Source organism: Streptomyces sp. NBC_01352, from assembly GCF_036237295.1.
Classification (GTDB): domain Bacteria; phylum Actinomycetota; class Actinomycetes; order Streptomycetales; family Streptomycetaceae; genus Streptomyces; species Streptomyces plumbiresistens.
This window is the reverse complement of sequence record NZ_CP108354.1, coordinates 4866880-4883537: the sequence shown is the minus strand read 5'-3', so window position 1 is coordinate 4883537 and position 16658 is coordinate 4866880. Positions and strand designations below refer to the sequence as shown.

The 16658-nt window shown below is 70.5% G+C and carries 17 protein-coding genes; 13 read left to right on the top strand and 4 right to left on the bottom strand.

Annotated features, from left to right (window positions below):
* Nucleotides 1-3 precede the first annotated feature (3 nt).
* Complete coding sequence (gene chvE / locus OG252_RS22565) at nucleotides 4-1101, bottom strand: multiple monosaccharide ABC transporter substrate-binding protein (RefSeq protein WP_266435444.1); 1098 nt, start codon at nucleotides 1099-1101, stop codon at nucleotides 4-6.
* Nucleotides 1102-1460: 359 nt separating this feature from the next.
* Between chvE and OG252_RS22560 the strand changes: the two genes are divergently transcribed.
* Complete coding sequence (locus tag OG252_RS22560; RefSeq protein ID WP_266435440.1) at nucleotides 1461-2102, top strand: hypothetical protein; 642 nt, start codon at nucleotides 1461-1463, stop codon at nucleotides 2100-2102.
* Between the two features lie 306 nt (nucleotides 2103-2408).
* Here OG252_RS22560 and OG252_RS22555 read toward each other — a convergent pair whose 3' ends face one another.
* From OG252_RS22555 to OG252_RS22545, 3 genes are all read right to left on the bottom strand, one after another.
* Nucleotides 2409-2882: a carboxymuconolactone decarboxylase family protein gene (locus tag OG252_RS22555; RefSeq protein WP_266435437.1), complete on the bottom strand. Its 474-nt coding sequence runs from the start codon at nucleotides 2880-2882 to the stop codon at nucleotides 2409-2411.
* A gap of 134 nt (nucleotides 2883-3016) precedes the next feature.
* Nucleotides 3017-4405, bottom strand: coding sequence for a purine-cytosine permease family protein (locus tag OG252_RS22550; RefSeq protein ID WP_329338231.1), 1389 nt, complete (start codon nucleotides 4403-4405; stop codon nucleotides 3017-3019).
* Between the two features lie 96 nt (nucleotides 4406-4501).
* Nucleotides 4502-4864 (bottom strand): PLD nuclease N-terminal domain-containing protein, encoded by a 363-nt coding sequence (locus OG252_RS22545; RefSeq protein WP_329338229.1) that lies wholly within the window; start codon nucleotides 4862-4864, stop codon nucleotides 4502-4504.
* An 89-nt stretch (nucleotides 4865-4953) separates the two neighbouring features.
* Between OG252_RS22545 and OG252_RS22540 the strand changes: the two genes are divergently transcribed.
* The 12 genes from OG252_RS22540 to OG252_RS22485 all read left to right on the top strand — a co-directional run bounded on the left by OG252_RS22540 (nucleotide 4954) and on the right by OG252_RS22485 (nucleotide 16656).
* On the top strand, nucleotides 4954-6405 hold the full coding sequence (locus OG252_RS22540; protein ID WP_329338227.1) for a menaquinone biosynthesis decarboxylase: 1452 nt from the start codon (nucleotides 4954-4956) through the stop codon (nucleotides 6403-6405).
* The gene (gene mqnP, locus OG252_RS22535; protein WP_266435429.1) at nucleotides 6402-7304 is read left to right on the top strand and encodes a menaquinone biosynthesis prenyltransferase MqnP; all 903 of its coding nucleotides are present in this window, start codon (nucleotides 6402-6404) and stop codon (nucleotides 7302-7304) included. The genes OG252_RS22540 and mqnP overlap by 4 nt, the downstream gene beginning before the upstream one ends.
* A 45-nt stretch (nucleotides 7305-7349) precedes the next feature.
* Nucleotides 7350-7922, top strand: a complete 573-nt coding sequence (locus OG252_RS22530) for a Uma2 family endonuclease (RefSeq protein ID WP_266435427.1) — start codon at nucleotides 7350-7352, stop codon at nucleotides 7920-7922.
* Between the two features lie 31 nt (nucleotides 7923-7953).
* The gene (locus OG252_RS22525; RefSeq protein WP_266435425.1) at nucleotides 7954-8631 is read left to right on the top strand and encodes a UbiX family flavin prenyltransferase; all 678 of its coding nucleotides are present in this window, start codon (nucleotides 7954-7956) and stop codon (nucleotides 8629-8631) included.
* Nucleotides 8632-8742: 111 nt separating this feature from the next.
* Complete coding sequence (locus OG252_RS22520; protein ID WP_266435423.1) at nucleotides 8743-9198, top strand: Lrp/AsnC family transcriptional regulator; 456 nt, start codon at nucleotides 8743-8745, stop codon at nucleotides 9196-9198.
* A gap of 36 nt (nucleotides 9199-9234) precedes the next feature.
* Complete coding sequence (gene mqnE / locus OG252_RS22515) at nucleotides 9235-10398, top strand: aminofutalosine synthase MqnE (RefSeq protein ID WP_266435421.1); 1164 nt, start codon at nucleotides 9235-9237, stop codon at nucleotides 10396-10398.
* A 207-nt stretch (nucleotides 10399-10605) separates the two neighbouring features.
* Nucleotides 10606-11250: a UdgX family uracil-DNA binding protein gene (locus OG252_RS22510; RefSeq protein ID WP_266435419.1), complete on the top strand. Its 645-nt coding sequence runs from the start codon at nucleotides 10606-10608 to the stop codon at nucleotides 11248-11250.
* A 145-nt stretch (nucleotides 11251-11395) separates the two neighbouring features.
* Nucleotides 11396-12091 carry a 2OG-Fe dioxygenase family protein gene (locus OG252_RS22505; protein WP_266435417.1) on the top strand — a complete coding sequence of 232 codons (696 nt, stop codon included), beginning with the start codon at nucleotides 11396-11398 and terminating at the stop codon, nucleotides 12089-12091.
* The gene (locus OG252_RS22500) at nucleotides 12091-12870 is read left to right on the top strand and encodes a class I SAM-dependent methyltransferase (RefSeq protein WP_266435415.1); all 780 of its coding nucleotides are present in this window, start codon (nucleotides 12091-12093) and stop codon (nucleotides 12868-12870) included. The genes OG252_RS22505 and OG252_RS22500 overlap by 1 nt, the downstream gene beginning before the upstream one ends.
* Entirely contained in the window at nucleotides 12867-14141 is a 1275-nt protein-coding gene (locus OG252_RS22495) for a diaminopimelate decarboxylase family protein (RefSeq protein ID WP_329338219.1), read from the top strand. Before OG252_RS22500 ends, OG252_RS22495 begins: the two co-directional genes overlap by 4 nt.
* On the top strand, nucleotides 14138-15391 hold the full coding sequence (locus OG252_RS22490; RefSeq protein WP_329338218.1) for an MFS transporter: 1254 nt from the start codon (nucleotides 14138-14140) through the stop codon (nucleotides 15389-15391). Before OG252_RS22495 ends, OG252_RS22490 begins: the two co-directional genes overlap by 4 nt.
* A complete protein-coding gene (locus OG252_RS22485; RefSeq protein ID WP_266435409.1) occupies nucleotides 15388-16656 on the top strand; it encodes an ATP-grasp domain-containing protein in 1269 nt (422 codons plus the stop codon). Before OG252_RS22490 ends, OG252_RS22485 begins: the two co-directional genes overlap by 4 nt.
* Nucleotides 16657-16658: the final 2 nt, after the last annotated feature.

The window sequence follows — 16658 nt, the reverse complement described above, 5'->3', positions numbered from 1 at the left end:
TCGCTACTTGAGCTGTTCGGCGGTGTAGTAGCGGTTACTGATCAGCATCTCGTAGTTGGTCTTGTCGACGCTCTCCGGCTGCAGCAAGTGGACGGGCACGTCCTTGACGCCGTTGTTGTAATCCCGCCTGTTGTCCACGTTCGGTATGCGGCCGGTGAGTATGTCGTCGACCAGCTCCGTGGCGGCCCTGGCGAGCTCGCGGATGTCCTTGAAGACGGTCTGCGACTGTTCACCCGCGATGATCGACTTCACTGAGTCCAGCTCGGCGTCCTGGCCGGTGACGATCGGAAGGGGCTTGCCGTCGGTGCCGTAGCCGTCCGACTTCAGCGCGGACAGGACGCCCCGGGAGATGCCGTCGTACGGCGACAGGACCGCGTCGACCGTCTGGTCGCTGTACCACTCGGTGAGGAGGTCGCTCATGCGCTTTTCCGCGGTGGGCCCGTCCCAGCGCAGGGTGGTGATCTTGTCGAGCTCGGTCTCGCCGGACTGGACGATCAACTGCTTGCTCTCCAGGAACGGCTCCAGGAGCGCCATCGAACCGTCGAAGAAGTACTTGGTGTTGTTGTCGTCGGGGGAACCGGCGAACAGCTCGATGGTGAACGGGCCGCCCTTGCCGTCCTCCAGGCCGAGCTTCTCGATGATGTGGCGGGCCTCTTGCCGGCCGACCATCTCGTTGTCGAAGGAGACGTAGTAGTCGACGTTCTTGGTGCCGAGGATGAGCCGGTCGTAGGAGATCACCGGAATGTCCGCGTCGGCGGCCTGTTGCAGCACGCCGTTCAGCGACTTGGCGTCGATGGCCGCGATGATCAGTGCGTCGACGCCCTGCTTGACCAGGGTCTCGATCTGCGAGGACTGGACCTTCGGGTCGTCGTCGCCGTAGACCAGCGTGCTCTTGTACCCCATGCCCTTCAGGTTCTCGACGACGCTCTTGCCGTCGGTGAGCCAGCGCTCGGAGGCCCGGGTCGGCATGGCGATGCCGACGGTACCGCTCTCGGAGCTGTCCTCGGAGCCGGCCTCGGTGCTCTGGCCGCAGGCGGACAAGGTGAGGGCCATGGAGGCCACTCCGCCGAGGAGGGCAAGGGCGGCTCTTCGGGTGACCATGGTGATCGTTCCTTGTTCTTCTTGGGTGGGGGGATGACGGCGTAGCGGACGTCGATGCCCTGGACGGGCAGAACTGGTGGATCCGCACGCAGCCACCGAGGTCGTCGGGGGTCGGCGTACAGCTTTGAAGGCGAGTGAACGACCGGCGGACCCCGGTGTTCGAAATCTCGTCCCACGTTCCAAATGTGGGCGTGACGTTAAGGGGGAGTGCGGGAGGTGTCAACGGGGTGAACTGGAACGGTTACAGAAAGTTCTCTTCCGTCAACCTGTGCGCGAGGAGCCCGAACCTTCGCCTCCCTCCCGGCGTCACAGTTCCGACAGCGAGGGACGGCGAGGGACAGCAAGGGACGGAGGGGGACATGAGGGGTATCAGGCACCGCACCTGGATCGCGGCGGGCCTCGCGACCGCCGGCGTGGCCGTGGGCGCCGGGCTGTACATCGAGGAGTTGCAGACCGGCCACACCGACGGGGGGTACCGCGTGGCACCCGCCCAGATCAAAGCCGCGGCCACGGACAAGAGTTGCGTCGGCACCCGCCCCGCCCCCACGGCCGGTGACGCCGTCCACTACACCCCGCTGGACCGGACCGTGGACCACCTCGGCAAGCTGACCTCAGGCCGTCACACCGCCGTCTACACCGGTCTGTCCGTCGACGACGACGACAACGCGGCGGACGTCTGGCGCATCCCGTCCGCCGCCTTCGACACCGCCGCCTGCGCCGCCGCAGAGAAGGGCGTGACCGTACGGCTGCACAGCACCGACGTGAACCGCAAGGACCTGAATGCCCTCGCCGACCGCATCAGCGAGGACATGAGCCGCTGGGACGGCGCCTTCCAGCTGCGCGAAGTCGGCGTGGACGAAAGCGGGTTCGTCTTCGTCGGCGTCGACGACCCGGAGAGGGCCGAGCCGATCCTCGAGGACACCTTCGGCGTGCGGTACATCAGGGTCGAGCACGTGGAACAGGCCCACACACTGCCGTTGGAAGTCCCCGAGGTCGGCTAGGGCCTGTCCGGCGGATCAGGTCGCAGACGCGGGGCCGCAGTGACATCAGCCGCTCCGCGGCGGGCGCCGATCTGCGGCGTTGTCGTCGGTTGCCGATTCCCCCACTCTCGACTTCGCTCGAGCGGGGGGACCCCCATCGCATCGACGCCCTCCTCCGCCTTGCAGCTCGACGCTCCCCCACGCTCGAACAACCTCGCGCGGGGGGACCCCCATCGCCCCCGCTCACCTGCGTCGATGAGGCGCCGCCGATTTCCTGCGACCTGATCCGCCGGACAGGCCCAGGCGCACTCGGTCAGCTGCTCGGCGTCATCCGAACATGCCGACCTGGTAGTCGCCGGCGGGCTGCTGGATGATGACGTTCCCGCGGTTGAAGGCGTTGATGACCGCGATCAGCGACACCAGCGCGGCGAGCTGGTCCTCGTCGTAGTGCTTGGCGGCGTTCGCCCAGGCCTCGTCCGTGACGCCGCCGGCGGCGTCGGCGATGCGGGTGCCCTGCTCCGCGAGTTCCAGGGCGGCCCGCTCGGCCTCGGTGAACACCTTGGCCTCGCGCCAGGCCGCGATCAGGTTGAGGCGCTGGGCGGTCTCCCCGGCGTGCGCGGCGTCCTTGGTGTGCATGTCGGTGCAGAAACCGCAGCCGTTGATCTGGCTGGCACGGATCTTCACCAGCTCCTGCGTCGCGGCCGGCAGCGTCGTGCCCTCGACCGCCTTGCTCGCGGCGACGATGTGCTTCCAGATCTTGGTCGCGACCGGGTTGCCGAGGAGGTTCATGCGGGCTTCCATGGTGCACTCCTTGCCGTTGTCGATGGCTGCCGTTCAAATGACGGCTACACCACTCGGACGGAACGGCCCCGCCAGGATGTGACACGGCCCGAATGTGACCTGCGTCTCTCGGCGTTGTCCTGCGGCGGGGTCCTTCAGCGGGGCGCCCGCCGCAGCACCGCGTACAGCCCCGCGCTCACCGCGAACCCGACCAGGCAGGTGATGTCACCGAAGGACGGCCACTGCTCCGGTACCCAGCCCACGTACTTCTCCTGGTTGGAGAAGACCGGCACGGACACCGCGATACCGGTCAACAGGGCGGCGATACCGGGCCAGTTGGCGAACGTCCGGTCGCTGAGCCGGGCCGCCAGCTGCTCGACCGGCGTCCGCGCCTGCAGCCACCGCTCGACCAGCACGACCCCGAGCCACGGCCCCACCCAGTACGCGATGACCAGCAGGAACGCCTCGTACGCGTGCCCCGCGTCCGCCAGTGAGGCCCACGCCGCCGCCGTACCGGCGACACCGCACAGGACGACGATCGCGCTGCGGCCCAGCCACGGCGGGAGCTTGAGGCCCAGTGAAGTGATCGACATGGCCGACGAGTACACGTTCAGGGCGTTCGCGGAGACCGCGCCCAGGATGATGGCCAGCAACACCAAGTCGCTGAGCCAGCCCGGGAGGTGGCCCGTGAACGCGGCCGTGGGAGAGGCGCCCTCGGGGGCGACGATCGTCGCCGACGCCGCGCCGATCACGGAGACGATCGCGACCGACACGAAGAGGCCGACGGCCGGGTAGAAGGCGGTCTTGAAGCGGCTCGCCGTACGCGGGAGGTAGCGGGAGTAGTCCGAGGCCCCCGGGTTCCAGCCGGCCGTGTAGCCCCAGGCCGCGCTGAAGGCGAGGAGGAAACCGCCGATGCCGCCGCCCGCGCCCGCCCCGCCCAGGTCGGCCTCCTTGAAGGTCCAGACACCGGCCAGCAGGAAGATCACCGCCAGCGCCGGGAAGGCGTACTTCTCGAAGACGTGGACGAAGTTGTGGCCGATGAAGCCGATCGCGATCTCGGCGACCACCACCAGCAGGAGGGAGGGGAGCGGGCGCAGGTCCGTCAGCGTGTTGAGGGCGAAAGCCGCGCTCACACTGTTCACGGCGAACCAACCGACGCCCGCGACCAGCGCGTTCACACCCGCCGGCAGCAGATTGCCCCGGAAACCGAAGGAGAAGCGGCCGACCGCCATCTGCGGGACGCCGAAGCGCGGGCCGTCCAGGGACAGGATCCCGTGGGTCAGCGAGCCGAGTGCCGTGCCCAGCAGCAGTGCCGCCGTCGCCTGCCAGAAGTCCAGCCCGAAGAACAGGACCGAGATCACGCCGATGTACACCGTCGCGAACTCGATGTTCGGGGACGCCCACGTCCACAGCAACTGGAGCGGGCTGCCGTGCCGTTCGGCGTCGGGGATCGGTTCCGAGCCCGCCGTCTCGACGGCGATGACCTTGTCACCGTATTCGGGGGTGAGCGTGGTGCCGGTGGAGTCGGCGGGAGCAGTCGTCATGCGAGGTAAGTGTCCGGCCCCCGCCCGCCGCCGCCCAGGGGCGCATTGTCCGCTTCGGGCGGCCCACCGGCGTACACCTTGTCAGGTGCGGAGAACTCAGGCGGTGGGGTCCTCGCCGCCGTCCTTCTTGCCCTGGTCCTTGTTGTCCTCGTCCTTCTTGTCCTCATCCTTCAGGGACTTGAGGAACTCGGGATTGTCGTCGGGCGCCACCCACCGCTGCCCGCCGCCCCGGCGCCACGGGGAACCGGCGGAACCCGCGGGGCCGCCCGCGCCGGCCGGGTGCCGCTTCTTGCCCGCGATGAGCCAGGAGAGGGAGCCGGCGAGCGGGAACACCAGGACGAGGATGGCCCACAGCGGCTTGGGCATGTAGCGGACGTCCTCGTCCTTCGTGCTGATGCAGTCGATGAACGCGTACACGCTCAGCGCCAGTGGGACGAGGAACATCAGTACCCGGAGCATGGGGCCTCTCCAATGGAACGGTCGTCGGGGCCACGAGCACGGGACCCCAGGTACCGGGCCAGGGTAGCGGCTCGGGGATACTTGGCCCCATGGCTTACGACGATCTTCGCTCCCTGCTCAGGGCCCTGGAGCGCGAGGGCGACCTCAAGCGCATCAAAGCCGAGGTGGACCCGTACCTGGAGGTCGGGGAGATCGTCGACCGGGTGCAGAAGTCCCAGGGCCCGGCGCTGCTCTTCGAGAACGTGAAGGGCTCCGCGATGCCCCTCGCGATGAACGTCTTCGGGACCGACCGGCGACTGCTGAAGGCCCTCGGGCTGAAGTCGTACGGCGAGATCTCCGAGAAGATCGGCGGGCTGCTGCGGCCCGAGCTGCCGCACGGCTTCGTGGGCGTGCGGGAGGCATTCGGGAAGCTCGGCGCGATGACGCACGTACCGCCGAAGAAGGTGAAGGAGGCCCCGGTCCACGAGGTCGTCCTGCACGGCGACGACGTCGACCTCGACCAGCTGCCCGCCCTCTTCACCTGGCCGAAGGACGGCGGCTCCTTCTTCAACCTGGGGCTCACCCACACCAAGGACCCCGAGAGCGGCATCCGGAACCTGGGCCTGTACCGCCTCCAGCGCCACGACAAGCGCACCATCGGCATGCACTGGCAGATCCACAAGGACAGCCGCAACCACTACCAGGTCGCGGCGCGGCGGGGCGAGCGACTGCCGGTCGCGATCGCCTTCGGGTGCCCGCCCGCCGTGACGTACGCCTCCACCGCGCCCCTTCCCGGTGACATCGACGAGTACCTCTTCGCCGGGTTCATCGCGGGCAGGCGGATCGAGATGGTCGACTGCAAGACGGTGCCGCTCCAGGTGCCGGCGCAGGCGGAGGTCGTGATCGAGGGCTGGCTGGAGCCCGGCGAGATGCTCCCGGAGGGCCCCTTCGGCGACCACACCGGGTTCTACACCCCCCAGGAGCCCTTCCCCGCCCTGACGATCGACTGCGTGACGATGCGGAAGCGGCCGCTGTTGCAGTCGATCGTCGTAGGCCGCCCTCCGACGGAGGACGGACCCCTGGGCCGTGCGACGGAGCGGTTCTTCCTCCCCCTGCTGAAGATCATCGTGCCGGACATCGTGGACTACCACCTGCCCGAGGCGGGCGGCTTCCACAACTGCGCGATCGTCTCGATCGACAAGAAGTACCCGAAGCACGCGCAGAAGGTGATGCACGCGGTCTGGGGGGCGCACATGATGTCCCTGACCAAGCTGATCGTGGTCGTGGACGCCGACTGCGACGTCCACGATCTGCACGAGGTCGCGTGGCGGGCCCTCGGCAACACGGACTACGCCCGTGACCTCTCGGTCGTCGAAGGCCCCGTCGACCACCTCGACCATGCCTCCTACCAGCAGTTCTGGGGCGGCAAGGCGGGCATCGACGCGACGAAGAAGTGGCCCGAGGAGGGCTACACACGCGACGGCGGCTGGCCCGACATGGTGCTGTCCGACCCGGAGACGGCGGCGAAGGTCGACCGCCGGTGGAAGGAGTACGGCCTGTGAGTTCAGCTTCTGCGGCGCTCCCGCAGCCAGGACGCACGAAGGCTTTCCTCCGCCTGGTGATGATCGAGCACTCGGTCTTCGCCCTGCCCTTCGCGTACATCGCCGCGCTCACCGCGATGTTCCAGTGGGACGAGAACATCCACTGGGGCCGCCTCCTCCTGGTCACCGTCTGCATGGTCGGCCTGCGGACCTTCGCGATGGCGGTCAACCGGATCATCGACCGGGAGATCGACGCCCGTAACCCCAGGACCGCGCACCGCGAGCTGGTGACCGGCGCGATGTCGGTGAAGCACGCCTGGACCGGCGCGCTGGTCGCGCTGGTGATCTTCCTCGGCTCGGCGGCCCTGCTGAACCCCCTGTGCCTCGCGCTCGCCCCCATCGCGGTGATCCCGATGGTGGTCTATCCCTACGGCAAGCGGTTCACGAACTTCCCCCAGGCGATCCTCGGCCTCGCCCAGGCGATGGGCCCGGTCGGCGGCTGGCTCGCGATCAGCGGCGAGTGGTCCTGGGACGCGGTGATCCTCGGTCTCGCCGTCGGCATCTGGATCGGCGGCTTCGACCTGATCTACGCCTGCCAGGACGTCGACACCGACCGCGAGATCGGCGTGATGTCGGTGCCGGCCCGCTTCGGCATCCCGGCGGCGGTCTGGGGGGCGCGGGTATGCCACGCGCTCACGACCGCGCTGTTCGTCTGGTACGCGGTCGCCACCGACGCGGGCACCTTCTTCTGGTTCGGCCTGATGATCGTCGCGGGCGCGTTCGTCTACGAGCACTCGATCGTGCGGCCCCATGACCTGTCCCGTGTGAACAGGGCGTTCTTCAGCGTCAACGGGTTCATCGGGATTGCCCTGTTCGTGTGTGCGTTGCTGGATCTCTTGGTTCGGGGTCTGACCGTGTAAGTACGGTGCGGCCTACCATCGAGGGCAGGACCTCAGGAGGCCACCGTGACCGTCTCGGACCGTGACCGCCTGCACTCGCAGCTCAGCAGGCTGGAGGACATGTTCCCCGGCTATCTGACCGAGATTGTCGAGGGCAGCATCGTGATGAACCCGGTCAGGCCGGTCCACGGGAAGAGCATCCAGCGTCTGTGGTCGATCGTGGAAGACCAGCTCCCGCCGGGGTGGGCCCTGGTGAGTGACGTGGCGTTCCCGTTCGACGACGCCAACGAGTTCTGTCCGGACCTGGCGGTCATTCCGGCCGAGGCCGAGGCCGAGAACCGCAGCGAGTACTCGCCCGACCTGATCGAGTTTGTCGCCGAAGTCGTGTCGCCCAGCAGCATCCGCCGTGACTACGAGGTGAAGCCGCGCTGGTACGCCTCCCGAGGTATCGCCAACTACCTGGTCCTCGACCCACTCAAGGGCCACTGCGTCACGATGTGGAACCCCGGCCCCGACGGCTACCGTGGCCGCGACACCATCCCTTACGGCACCGACCTGACCGTCGACTCTTCCCTCGGCAAGCTCACGGTCGCCACCGCGGGCCTTCCGGTCGACCCGAAAGTGCGCGACCAGTCCTGAGTGTGCCGTGACCCGCCGGTAGGCTCAGGGTGTGAACGCAGGAGAAACGCAGCGCACGCCTTGGATCGTGGGGGTGTCCGGAGCATCCGGTACGCCGTATGCCGCCGCCGTGCTGCGCGCACTGCTGGCCGCGGGCGAGAGCGTCGACCTGGTCGTGTCGCGAGCCTCCCGGCTGACTCTCCTCGACGAGACCGGGATCTCCTTCCGGGACGCGCACTGGCGCGGCGACCTGCGGGAATGGCTGTCCAGGGGCGCCGACGGGAAGCCGGGGACCTTCGACGTGGACGTCGAGGGCGTACGGCACTGGAGCGCCGGGGACCTGGCGGCGGGGCCGTCCTCGGGGTCGTACCCCGCGAAGGGGATGCTGATCGTGCCGGCCTCCACCGCGTGCGTCGCCGGAGTCGCGCTGGGCCTGTCCAAGGACCTGCTGCAACGGGCCGCGAGCGTCACGCTGAAAGAGCGCCGGACGCTGGTCGTGGCCGTGCGGGAGACCCCGCTGAACGGGCAGACCCTGCGGCACCTGGTCGCCCTGGACGACGCGGGCGCCAGCGTCGTACCCGCCTCGCCCGCCTTCTACGCGGGCGCCACGCACATCCAGGACCTGGTGGACTTCGTCGCCGGACGGGTCCTCGACGCGGCGGGCGTCGGACACGGGCTGTACCGCCGGTGGCAGGGCGAGATCGGCGGGGGCTCCAGGCCGCCTGAGTGAGCACCAGGTACAGGCACCGGGCAACAGGAGCCACGCAGCACGCAGCACGCACCACGCACCACGCACCACACAAACCTCTCTTCAGTCTCTTCATCGGAAGGCTTCGATCGCATGGACGCGGTGGACAGGCAGCTCATCCAGGCCCTGAGGGAGAACGGCCGGGCCTCCTACGCGGAGCTGGGACGCCTCGTCGGCCTGTCGGGACCCAGCGTCACCGACCGCATCAACCGGCTGGAGGCGGCCGGCGTCATCACCGGCTACCGCGCCACGGTCGACGCCGCCTCGCTCGGCCTCGGCGTCATCGCCCTGATCGGCATCTCGCTCTCGGACGCCGCCGACCACGAGGACGTGGCCCGCCGGCTGAAGGACCTGTCCGAGATCGAGGACTGCTGGTTCATCGCGGGCGACGACTCGTTCATGCTCAAGGTGCGGGCGACCGACGTCGACGGCCTGGAGAAGATCATCCGGCGGCTCAGCGGAACCAAGGGCGTGTCCCGGACCCGCACCACGATCGTGCTCTCCACGAAGTGGGAGAACCGGGTCGGGGAGCTGCCCGAAGAGGCATAGACGTACGGTGGGAAGTCGTCGGAGAAAGGTGTGGGTATGGACGTCGGACTCAAGCGCGAGCTGGAGCAGAAGGTCAGGGCCGGTGAGCGGCTGACCCGTGAGGACGGCATCGCGCTGTACGAGTCGGACGACCTGGCCTGGCTGGGCGGCCTCGCGCACGAGGTGCGGACGCGCAAGAACGGCGATGTCGTCCACTTCAACGTCAACCGCCACCTCAACATGACCAACGTGTGCACGGCGTCCTGCGCCTACTGCTCCTTCCAGCGCAAGCCGGGCGAGAAGGACGCGTACACGATGCGCATCGAGGAGGCGGTCAAGCTCGCCAAGGCGATGGAGAACGACAACCTCACCGAGCTGCACATCGTCAACGGCCTGCACCCGAACCTGCCGTGGCGCTACTACCCGCGGTCGCTCAAGGAGCTCAAGGCCGCCCTGCCGAACGTGTCGCTGAAGGCCTTCACCGCCACCGAGATCCACCACTTCGAGACCATCTCGGGGCTCAGCGCGAGCGAGATCCTGGACGAGCTGATCGACGCCGGTCTGGAGTCGCTGACCGGCGGCGGCGCCGAGATCTTCGACTGGGAGGTCCGGCAGCACATCGTCGACCACCGCACGCACTGGGAGGACTGGTCGCGGATCCACCGGCTGGCGCACGAGAAGGGGCTGAAGACCCCGTGCACCATGCTCTACGGCCACATCGAGGAGCCCCGCCACCGCGTCGACCACGTGCTGCGGCTGCGTGAGCTCCAGGACGAGACCGGCGGCTTCCAGGTCTTCATCCCGCTGCGCTACCAGCACGACTTCGTGGACATGAAGGACGGGAAGGTACGGAACCGGCTGCAGGCCCGGACCCAGATGGCCACCGGTGCCGAGGCCCTCAAGACCTTCGCGGTCTCCCGGCTGCTCTTCGACAACGTTCCGCACGTCAAGGTCTTCTGGGTCATGCACGGCGTCCAGACCGCCCAGCTCGCGCTCCAGCACGGCGCCGACGACATGGACGGCTCGGTCGTCGAGTACAAGATCACGCACGATGCCGACAACTACGGCACGCCGAACAAGCTGACCCGCGAGGACCTGCTGGACCTCATCCGGGACGCCGGTTTCCGGCCGGTGGAGCGGAACACCCGGTACGAGATCATCCGGGAGTACGACGGCCCGGACCCGGCGCGTCGGGAGTCGCCGCAGCCGATGCGGGTGTGACTTCGACTGCGGGTGCGCTGTGGCTGGTCGCGCAGTTCCCCGCGCCCCTGGGTCGGCACACTCAGCTTTGCTGCGGAGCCCTCAGGAACCTGGTGCTCACCATGCCGGCCGGGTACCCAAGCCAGGGGCGCGGGGAACTGCGCGACCAGCCCCCACGCAGCCGCGGACGACATGGGTCCGAACCCCCACGGCGGGTACTCGGGCCCCATGCCTCCCGAGGACGCATATACCGCCGAACCCTTCGTCCCGGACGGTGGCGGCCTCCCGGCCCTGCGCAAGGCCGCCGCCGACTGCCGCGGCTGCCCCCTGCACCGGGACGCCACGCAGACCGTGTTCGGGGCCGGGGCGGCCGACGCCCGCGTCATGCTCGTGGGCGAGCAGCCCGGCGACCAGGAGGACCGGCAGGGCAAACCCTTCGTCGGCCCCGCCGGCAAGCTTCTCGACAGGGCCCTGGAGGAAGCCGGCATGGACCCGGCGGACGCGTACGTCACCAACGCCGTGAAGCACTTCAAGTTCACGCAGGCCGAGCCGCGTAAGCGCCGGATCCACAAGGCGCCGTCCCTGCGCGAGATGACCGCGTGCGGGCCGTGGCTGGCCGCCGAGCTGGCCGTCGTGGAACCCGAGCTGATCGTGGTGCTCGGTGCCACGGCGGGCAAGGCGCTGCTCGGGTCGTCGTTCCGGGTCACGCAGGTGCGCGGGACGGTGCTGGAGGAGGAGATCCACGGGCGTCCGGAGCGGCTGGTGCCGACCGTGCATCCCTCGTCGGTGCTGCGGGCGGACGACCGGGAGGCCGCGTACAGCGGGCTGCTCTCCGATCTGCGGGTCGCCGCCCGCGCCCTCGGGTCCGGGTGAACCGCCGGCCACCACCGGTGCACCGCTTTCGGAAACGTTGATTTAACGCCCCGGTGTCTACGCGTGTTGATCAACGGCGACTACAGTCTTGGCCTTCAAGTCGCTTTCCGGTCAACTGGCCGGGCAACACGGGGAGTTGCGGCACATGGGGCTGAACGGTCAGGGGTTCGTCATCTTCGACGTGCCGCCACTGGGGGAGGCGGCGCTGACGGAGTTCGAGACGCTCCCGCTGGACAAGTACACGGGCTCGCGGCAGCGCTATCGCCGGTACTCGCAGTTCCGGCTCACCCATGAGGGCGGGGCGTGGACGCCGCGGGTGCTGCCGCACCGGGAGTTCGCCCAGGCGCGGGAGTACAACGCGCTGGTCGGCGGGCAGCCGCGGTCCTTCGAGCCGCTGGGCGTCGTGCCCGAGCCGCTGATCCGCGCCGCCGCCGAGGCGATCGGCCTCGACCGGGACGCGTCCTGGCAGCTCAACGTGCACCAGGTGCGCATCGTCTCCGCGCCCGGCGTGAAGGGCGTCGCCGTCCCCGAGGGACCGCACCGGGACGGGCACCACTACACCGTCACCGCGGTCAGCCGCCGGCACAACATCAGCGGCGGCGAGACCCAGCTGATGCCGCCGGGGGGCGGCAAGCCGTTCTTCCGTACGGTGCTGCAGCCGGGGCAGGCCATCGCGCTCAACGACCGCGAGATGTTCCACCACGCCACCGACATCGACCACCTCGACGACAGCGGCGGCCTGCGCGACGTCTGGCTGATCGCGGTGAACCCCTGGGACGAGCGCCGGTACGGGGAGGAGTGGGAGGCGAAGGTCCTGGAGGGGCAGCGGGCGTCGGCGTGATGACGACCGAGGCGCTCAAGGCTCCGGTCACGGACCTCTACGACCGGATCGGCATCGGCTACTCCTCCGTACGGCGGCCCGACCCGCGGTGGGCGGCCGCGATCCGCGACGCCGTCGGCGACGCGCGCAGCGTCATCAACGTCGGCGCCGGCGCGGGCTCCTACGAACCGCGGGACGTCCCGCTGCTCGCCGTCGAACCGTCCGCCGCGATGCGCGCCCAGCGGCCCGCCGGTGCCGCCCCCTGTCTCACCGGGCGGGCCGAGGAACTTCCCTTCGACGACGCCCAGTTCGACGTCGCCCTCGCCGTCCTCACCGTCCACCACTGGACCGACCTCGCCGCCGGGATCGCCGAACTGCGGCGCGTGGCAGGGCGGTTCGTGGTCGTGACGTACGACATGGCGGTACAGCGGGAGTTCTGGCTCACCCGCGAGTACCTGCCCGAGATCGCCGCCGCGGAGGAGAGCAGGGTGCCGTCGCTGCCGCGGCTCACCGGGCTCCTCGGCGAGTGCGAGGTCCGGCAGCTGCCCGTGTGGCACGACTTCACCGACGGCTTCATGACCGCCTTCTGGCGGCGGCCGCACGCCTACCTGGACCCGGTGCGCCGCCGCTCCTGCTCGGCGTTCGCGCTGACCGACCCGGCCGCGGTGGAGCGGGGCGTCGGGCGGCTGGCCGCCGACCTGGAGTCCGGGGCGTGGGAACGCGGGCACGCCGGGCTGCTGGAGCTGGACCACATCGACGCCGGGTTCCGGCTGATCACGGGAGCGGGAGGCGAGGGATGACGACCGGCTGGGACGAGGAGCGCCTCGCGGACATCGCCGGGCGGCACGGCACCCCCGTGCACGTCCTCGACGTGCGGCGGGCCGAGCGGTCCGCCGACGAGCTGCTGGGCGCGCTCGGCGGGCTGGGGCGGCCGGGGCGGGCGTACTACTCGGTGAAGACCAACTATCTGCCCCACCTGTGCGAGCGGTTCGCGGCGCGCGGGCTCGGTGCCGACGTGGTCTCCGGATACGAGCTGCGGGCCGCGCTGCGCGCCGGGTTCGCGCCCGGCGACATCGTCTTCAACGGACCGGTGAAGACGCCGGAGGAACTCGCCCTGGCCGTACGCAACTCGGTGCGCGTCAACATCGACGGCGAGCACGAGATCGCCGCGCTGGAGCGGGCGGCGGCCGAGGCGGGGACCGTGGCGGAGGTCGGGATACGGCTGTTTCCGGGGCTGCCCGTCACCGCATCCGACGACCCCGCGTTCCTCGCGCAGGCCGAACGGACCGCCCGGCGCGGACGGTTCGGCTGGCCGACGGGAAGCGGGCAGCTGGCGCGGGTGCTGGCCGCCGTGGACGCCGCGCGGCATCTGAGTCTCACCGCCGTGCACGCGCACCTCGGTAGCCAGATCGTCCACCCCGAGCCGCTGCTCGCCGCCCTCGACCCGGTACTGGAGGAGGCCGCGCGGCTCGGCGTGCGGGAGGTGAACATCGGCGGCGGGTTCGGCGTGCCCGGGATCCTGCGGCCGCGCGGCACGGACCGGTCGCCGGGGCCGGGACTCGACCCGGCATCCTTCCTCACCGCCGTGGACAAGCGGATGACCGAACTCGGCCTCGGTGACGCGGTGCTCGCGTGCGAGCCGGGGCGGCTGCTGGTGTCCGACGCGATGTGCCTGCTCACCCGGGTGATGTCCCGCAAGGAGCTGCCGGATGCCCGCTGGCTGATCCTCGACGCGGGCCACCACATCGCCCCCTGGACCGGCACCGGCGAGGTGCACCGCTTCACGCCGCTGGGGCGGGAGTTCTCCGGCGACCTCACCCCGTGGTCCCTCGCCGGCCCCCTCTGCTACGAGGCCGACGTCCACGCCCCGGCCACCGACCTGCCCGCCGACCTCGGCATCGGCGACCTGCTCGCCATGCACGACTCCGGCGCCTACTCGCTGGGCCGCAGCAACAACTTCATCCGCCTGCGCGCCGGGGTCGTCGCGATCGACGGGGAGCGGGAGGACCTGGTGTGGCGGGCGGAGACGGACGAGGACGTGTTCCGGTTCGCGGTGGGAGTCACGGCATGAGTGGCCTCTTCGCCAAGTACGCCGAGCTGCTCCGCCTCCCCGGCGCCCGCCCCGCCGTCGTCCCCGCCGCCTGTGCCCGCCTCGCGGTGACCATGGTGCCGGTGGCGCTGCTGCTGAGTGTCGTCGAGGCGGGGCGGTCGTTCGCCGTGGCGGGCGGGGCCGCCGGTGCCTACGCGGTCGGCAGCGCGTGCGGGCAGCCCTTCGCCGGGCGGGCCATGGACCGGCTGCGTCCGGCGCCCGTGCTGCGGGTGCTGGGCACGGGGGTGTGCGTGGCGCTGGTCTGCGTCGCCGTGGCCGGGCTGCGCGCGCCGGTCGCCGTGCTGTTCGCCTGCGCCTGTCTCGCCGGGGCGTGCGCGCCGCCGGTCGGGGCCTCCGTGCGGGCGCTGTGGAGCAGGCTGACCGAGGACGAGGGCCTGCGGCAGCGGGCGTACTCCTTCGAGGCCACCCTGACCGAGTTCCTCTTCATCGCGGGCCCCTCCCTGATCACCCTGCTCGCCGCGACCGTCGGCGCGCGCCCCGCGCTGATCACCGCGGCGGTGGTGATGGGCGCTGGCACCTGGGCCTACGCGCAGGCTCCCGCCGTACGGCGGCAGCGCCCCGCCCCGGACGCCGGAAAGCCCCGCAAACGCGGCGCGCACCGGCCGGTCGCCGCGCTCACCGTCCTCGTCGCGATCGGTCTGACCGCCGCCCTGTCCAGCGCGCTCGCCGTCGCCGTCGCCGCGCTGCTGGACGGGGAGCGGTCGGACACCGCGTTCGCGGGCGTGCTGCTCGCCCTGCAGTCCGCGGGGAGTGTGGCCGGCGGCCTCGTCTACGGGGCGAAGCTGCGGCCCGGCTCGACCTACGGCCGCTATCTGCGGCTCCTGGTCGTCCTCACCGCCGGGCTCGCGCTGCTGCCGCTGGCCGGGCTCGCGGACGGCACCACGGCCGTCGTCCTCCTGGCGGTCCTGCTGATCGCCAGCGGAACGCCCATCGCGCCCGCCGGCGCCGAGGAGTTCCAGCTCATCGGCGACATGACGGAGACCGGGCGGATGACCCAGGCCTTCGCGGGCGTCGGCAGCTTCATCCAGGCCGGCAGCGCCGCCGGTTCCGCGGTGGCCGGGGTGGTCGCCGAGCGGCTCGGGGCGTCGGCCGCGCTGCTCGTGCCCGCCGCCTGTACCGCCCTCGCCCTGGTCCTCGTCCTCGCCGCCCGCCACCCCATCGCGGTGGCGACCGCACTCCCCGCACCGGCCCTCGAAGGGAAGACCGCATGAGCACCACCCCCGTGATCGCCGTCGTCGAGAGCCAGCTCTCCGACTTCGGACTCACCCCGCTTCGCGCCGCCCACGAACTCGGCTACCGGGCCGTGCTGGTGAGCAACGCCCCCGACCGCTACCGGATCGTCTCCACCGCCGACGAGGTGTACGCCAAGTACATCGACGGCATCCTCACCGCCGATACCAACTCCGTCGCCGCGGTCGTCGAGGCGCTCGCTCCCTTCCACGCCGAGGGCGTGCTGGCCGGGGTGATGACGGTCACCGACTACAACATCCCGATCGTCGCCGAACTCGCCGCGCACTTCGGGCTGCCCGGCATGAACGCCGCCGCGGCCGCCGCCTGCCGCGACAAGCTCGTCCAGCGCGAACTGATGCGGGACGCCGGGGTCGCCGTACCGCGCTTCACGCAGGCCGTCACCGAGGCGGACGCGCTGGCCGCCGCAGAGGAGTACGGGCTGCCCGTCGTGGTGAAGCCGATGACGGAGTCGGCGAGCATCGGCGTCAGCCTCTGCCGCACACCGGAGGAGGTGGCCGCCGCCCACCACGCCATCGCGTCCGTCCCGCTGAACTTCCGCGGCCAGCCGCGCCGGCCGGGTGCGCTCGTCGAGGAGTACCTGATCGGCTACGAGCTCAGCGCGGAGATCGTGTACGACGGTGAGACGCATGTCGTGATCGGTCTGACCGACAAGGCGCTGGGCCCGCACCCGTACTTCGCCGAGCTGGGCGAGGTGTTCCCGTCGCTGCTGTCGTCGCAGGTGCGCGAGGCGTGCGAGGAGCTGGCCGTACGGGCCCTCCGGTCCGTCGGGCACGACTTCGGCGCCGCGCACGTCGAGGTCAAGGTCACCGAAGGCGGGCCGTACGTCGTGGAGATCAACGGGCGGATGGCGGGGGCGGAGATCCCCCGACTGATCCTCGAATCCACCGGCATCCACCTGCAGCGCGAGGTGGCCAAGCTGCATGCCGGGGTCCCGGCCGACCTGACCCCGACCCAGTCCCGGGCCGCCGCGTCCCGGTACCTCACCGCACGGTCGGCGGGGATCCTCGCGCGTGTCGAGGGCGCGGACCTGGCCCGCCGGGTGCCCGGCGTGGTCACGGTCGTCCTCCAGCCCAAGGCGGGCAAGCCGGTCAAGCCGGCCGAGAGCAATCTCGACTACCTGGGCACGGTGGTCGCCACCGCCGACACGGCCGGGGACGCGCTGCGGTGCGCGGACGCGGCGATCGGGCAGCTGACGCCGGTGGTGACCGAGGCGGAGGGGGAGTGACG

Excerpts from the sequence above, each read along its gene's own strand:
- chvE (WP_266435444.1), bottom strand. The coding sequence starts at position 1,101 with ATGGTCACCCGAAGAGCCGCCCTTGCCCTCCTCGGCGGAGTGGCCTCC.
- OG252_RS22560 (WP_266435440.1), top strand. The coding sequence starts at position 1,461 with ATGAGGGGTATCAGGCACCGCACCTGGATCGCGGCGGGCCTCGCGACC.
- OG252_RS22555 (WP_266435437.1), bottom strand. The coding sequence starts at position 2,882 with ATGGAAGCCCGCATGAACCTCCTCGGCAACCCGGTCGCGACCAAGATC.
- OG252_RS22550 (WP_329338231.1), bottom strand. The coding sequence starts at position 4,405 with ATGACGACTGCTCCCGCCGACTCCACCGGCACCACGCTCACCCCCGAA.
- OG252_RS22545 (WP_329338229.1), bottom strand. The coding sequence starts at position 4,864 with ATGCTCCGGGTACTGATGTTCCTCGTCCCACTGGCGCTGAGCGTGTAC.
- OG252_RS22540 (WP_329338227.1), top strand. The coding sequence starts at position 4,954 with ATGGCTTACGACGATCTTCGCTCCCTGCTCAGGGCCCTGGAGCGCGAG.
- OG252_RS22520 (WP_266435423.1), top strand. The coding sequence starts at position 8,743 with ATGGACGCGGTGGACAGGCAGCTCATCCAGGCCCTGAGGGAGAACGGC.
- mqnE (WP_266435421.1), top strand. The coding sequence starts at position 9,235 with ATGGACGTCGGACTCAAGCGCGAGCTGGAGCAGAAGGTCAGGGCCGGT.
- OG252_RS22510 (WP_266435419.1), top strand. The coding sequence starts at position 10,606 with ATGCCTCCCGAGGACGCATATACCGCCGAACCCTTCGTCCCGGACGGT.
- OG252_RS22505 (WP_266435417.1), top strand. The coding sequence starts at position 11,396 with ATGGGGCTGAACGGTCAGGGGTTCGTCATCTTCGACGTGCCGCCACTG.
- OG252_RS22500 (WP_266435415.1), top strand. The coding sequence starts at position 12,091 with ATGACGACCGAGGCGCTCAAGGCTCCGGTCACGGACCTCTACGACCGG.
- OG252_RS22495 (WP_329338219.1), top strand. The coding sequence starts at position 12,867 with ATGACGACCGGCTGGGACGAGGAGCGCCTCGCGGACATCGCCGGGCGG.
- OG252_RS22490 (WP_329338218.1), top strand. The coding sequence starts at position 14,138 with ATGAGTGGCCTCTTCGCCAAGTACGCCGAGCTGCTCCGCCTCCCCGGC.
- OG252_RS22485 (WP_266435409.1), top strand. The coding sequence starts at position 15,388 with ATGAGCACCACCCCCGTGATCGCCGTCGTCGAGAGCCAGCTCTCCGAC.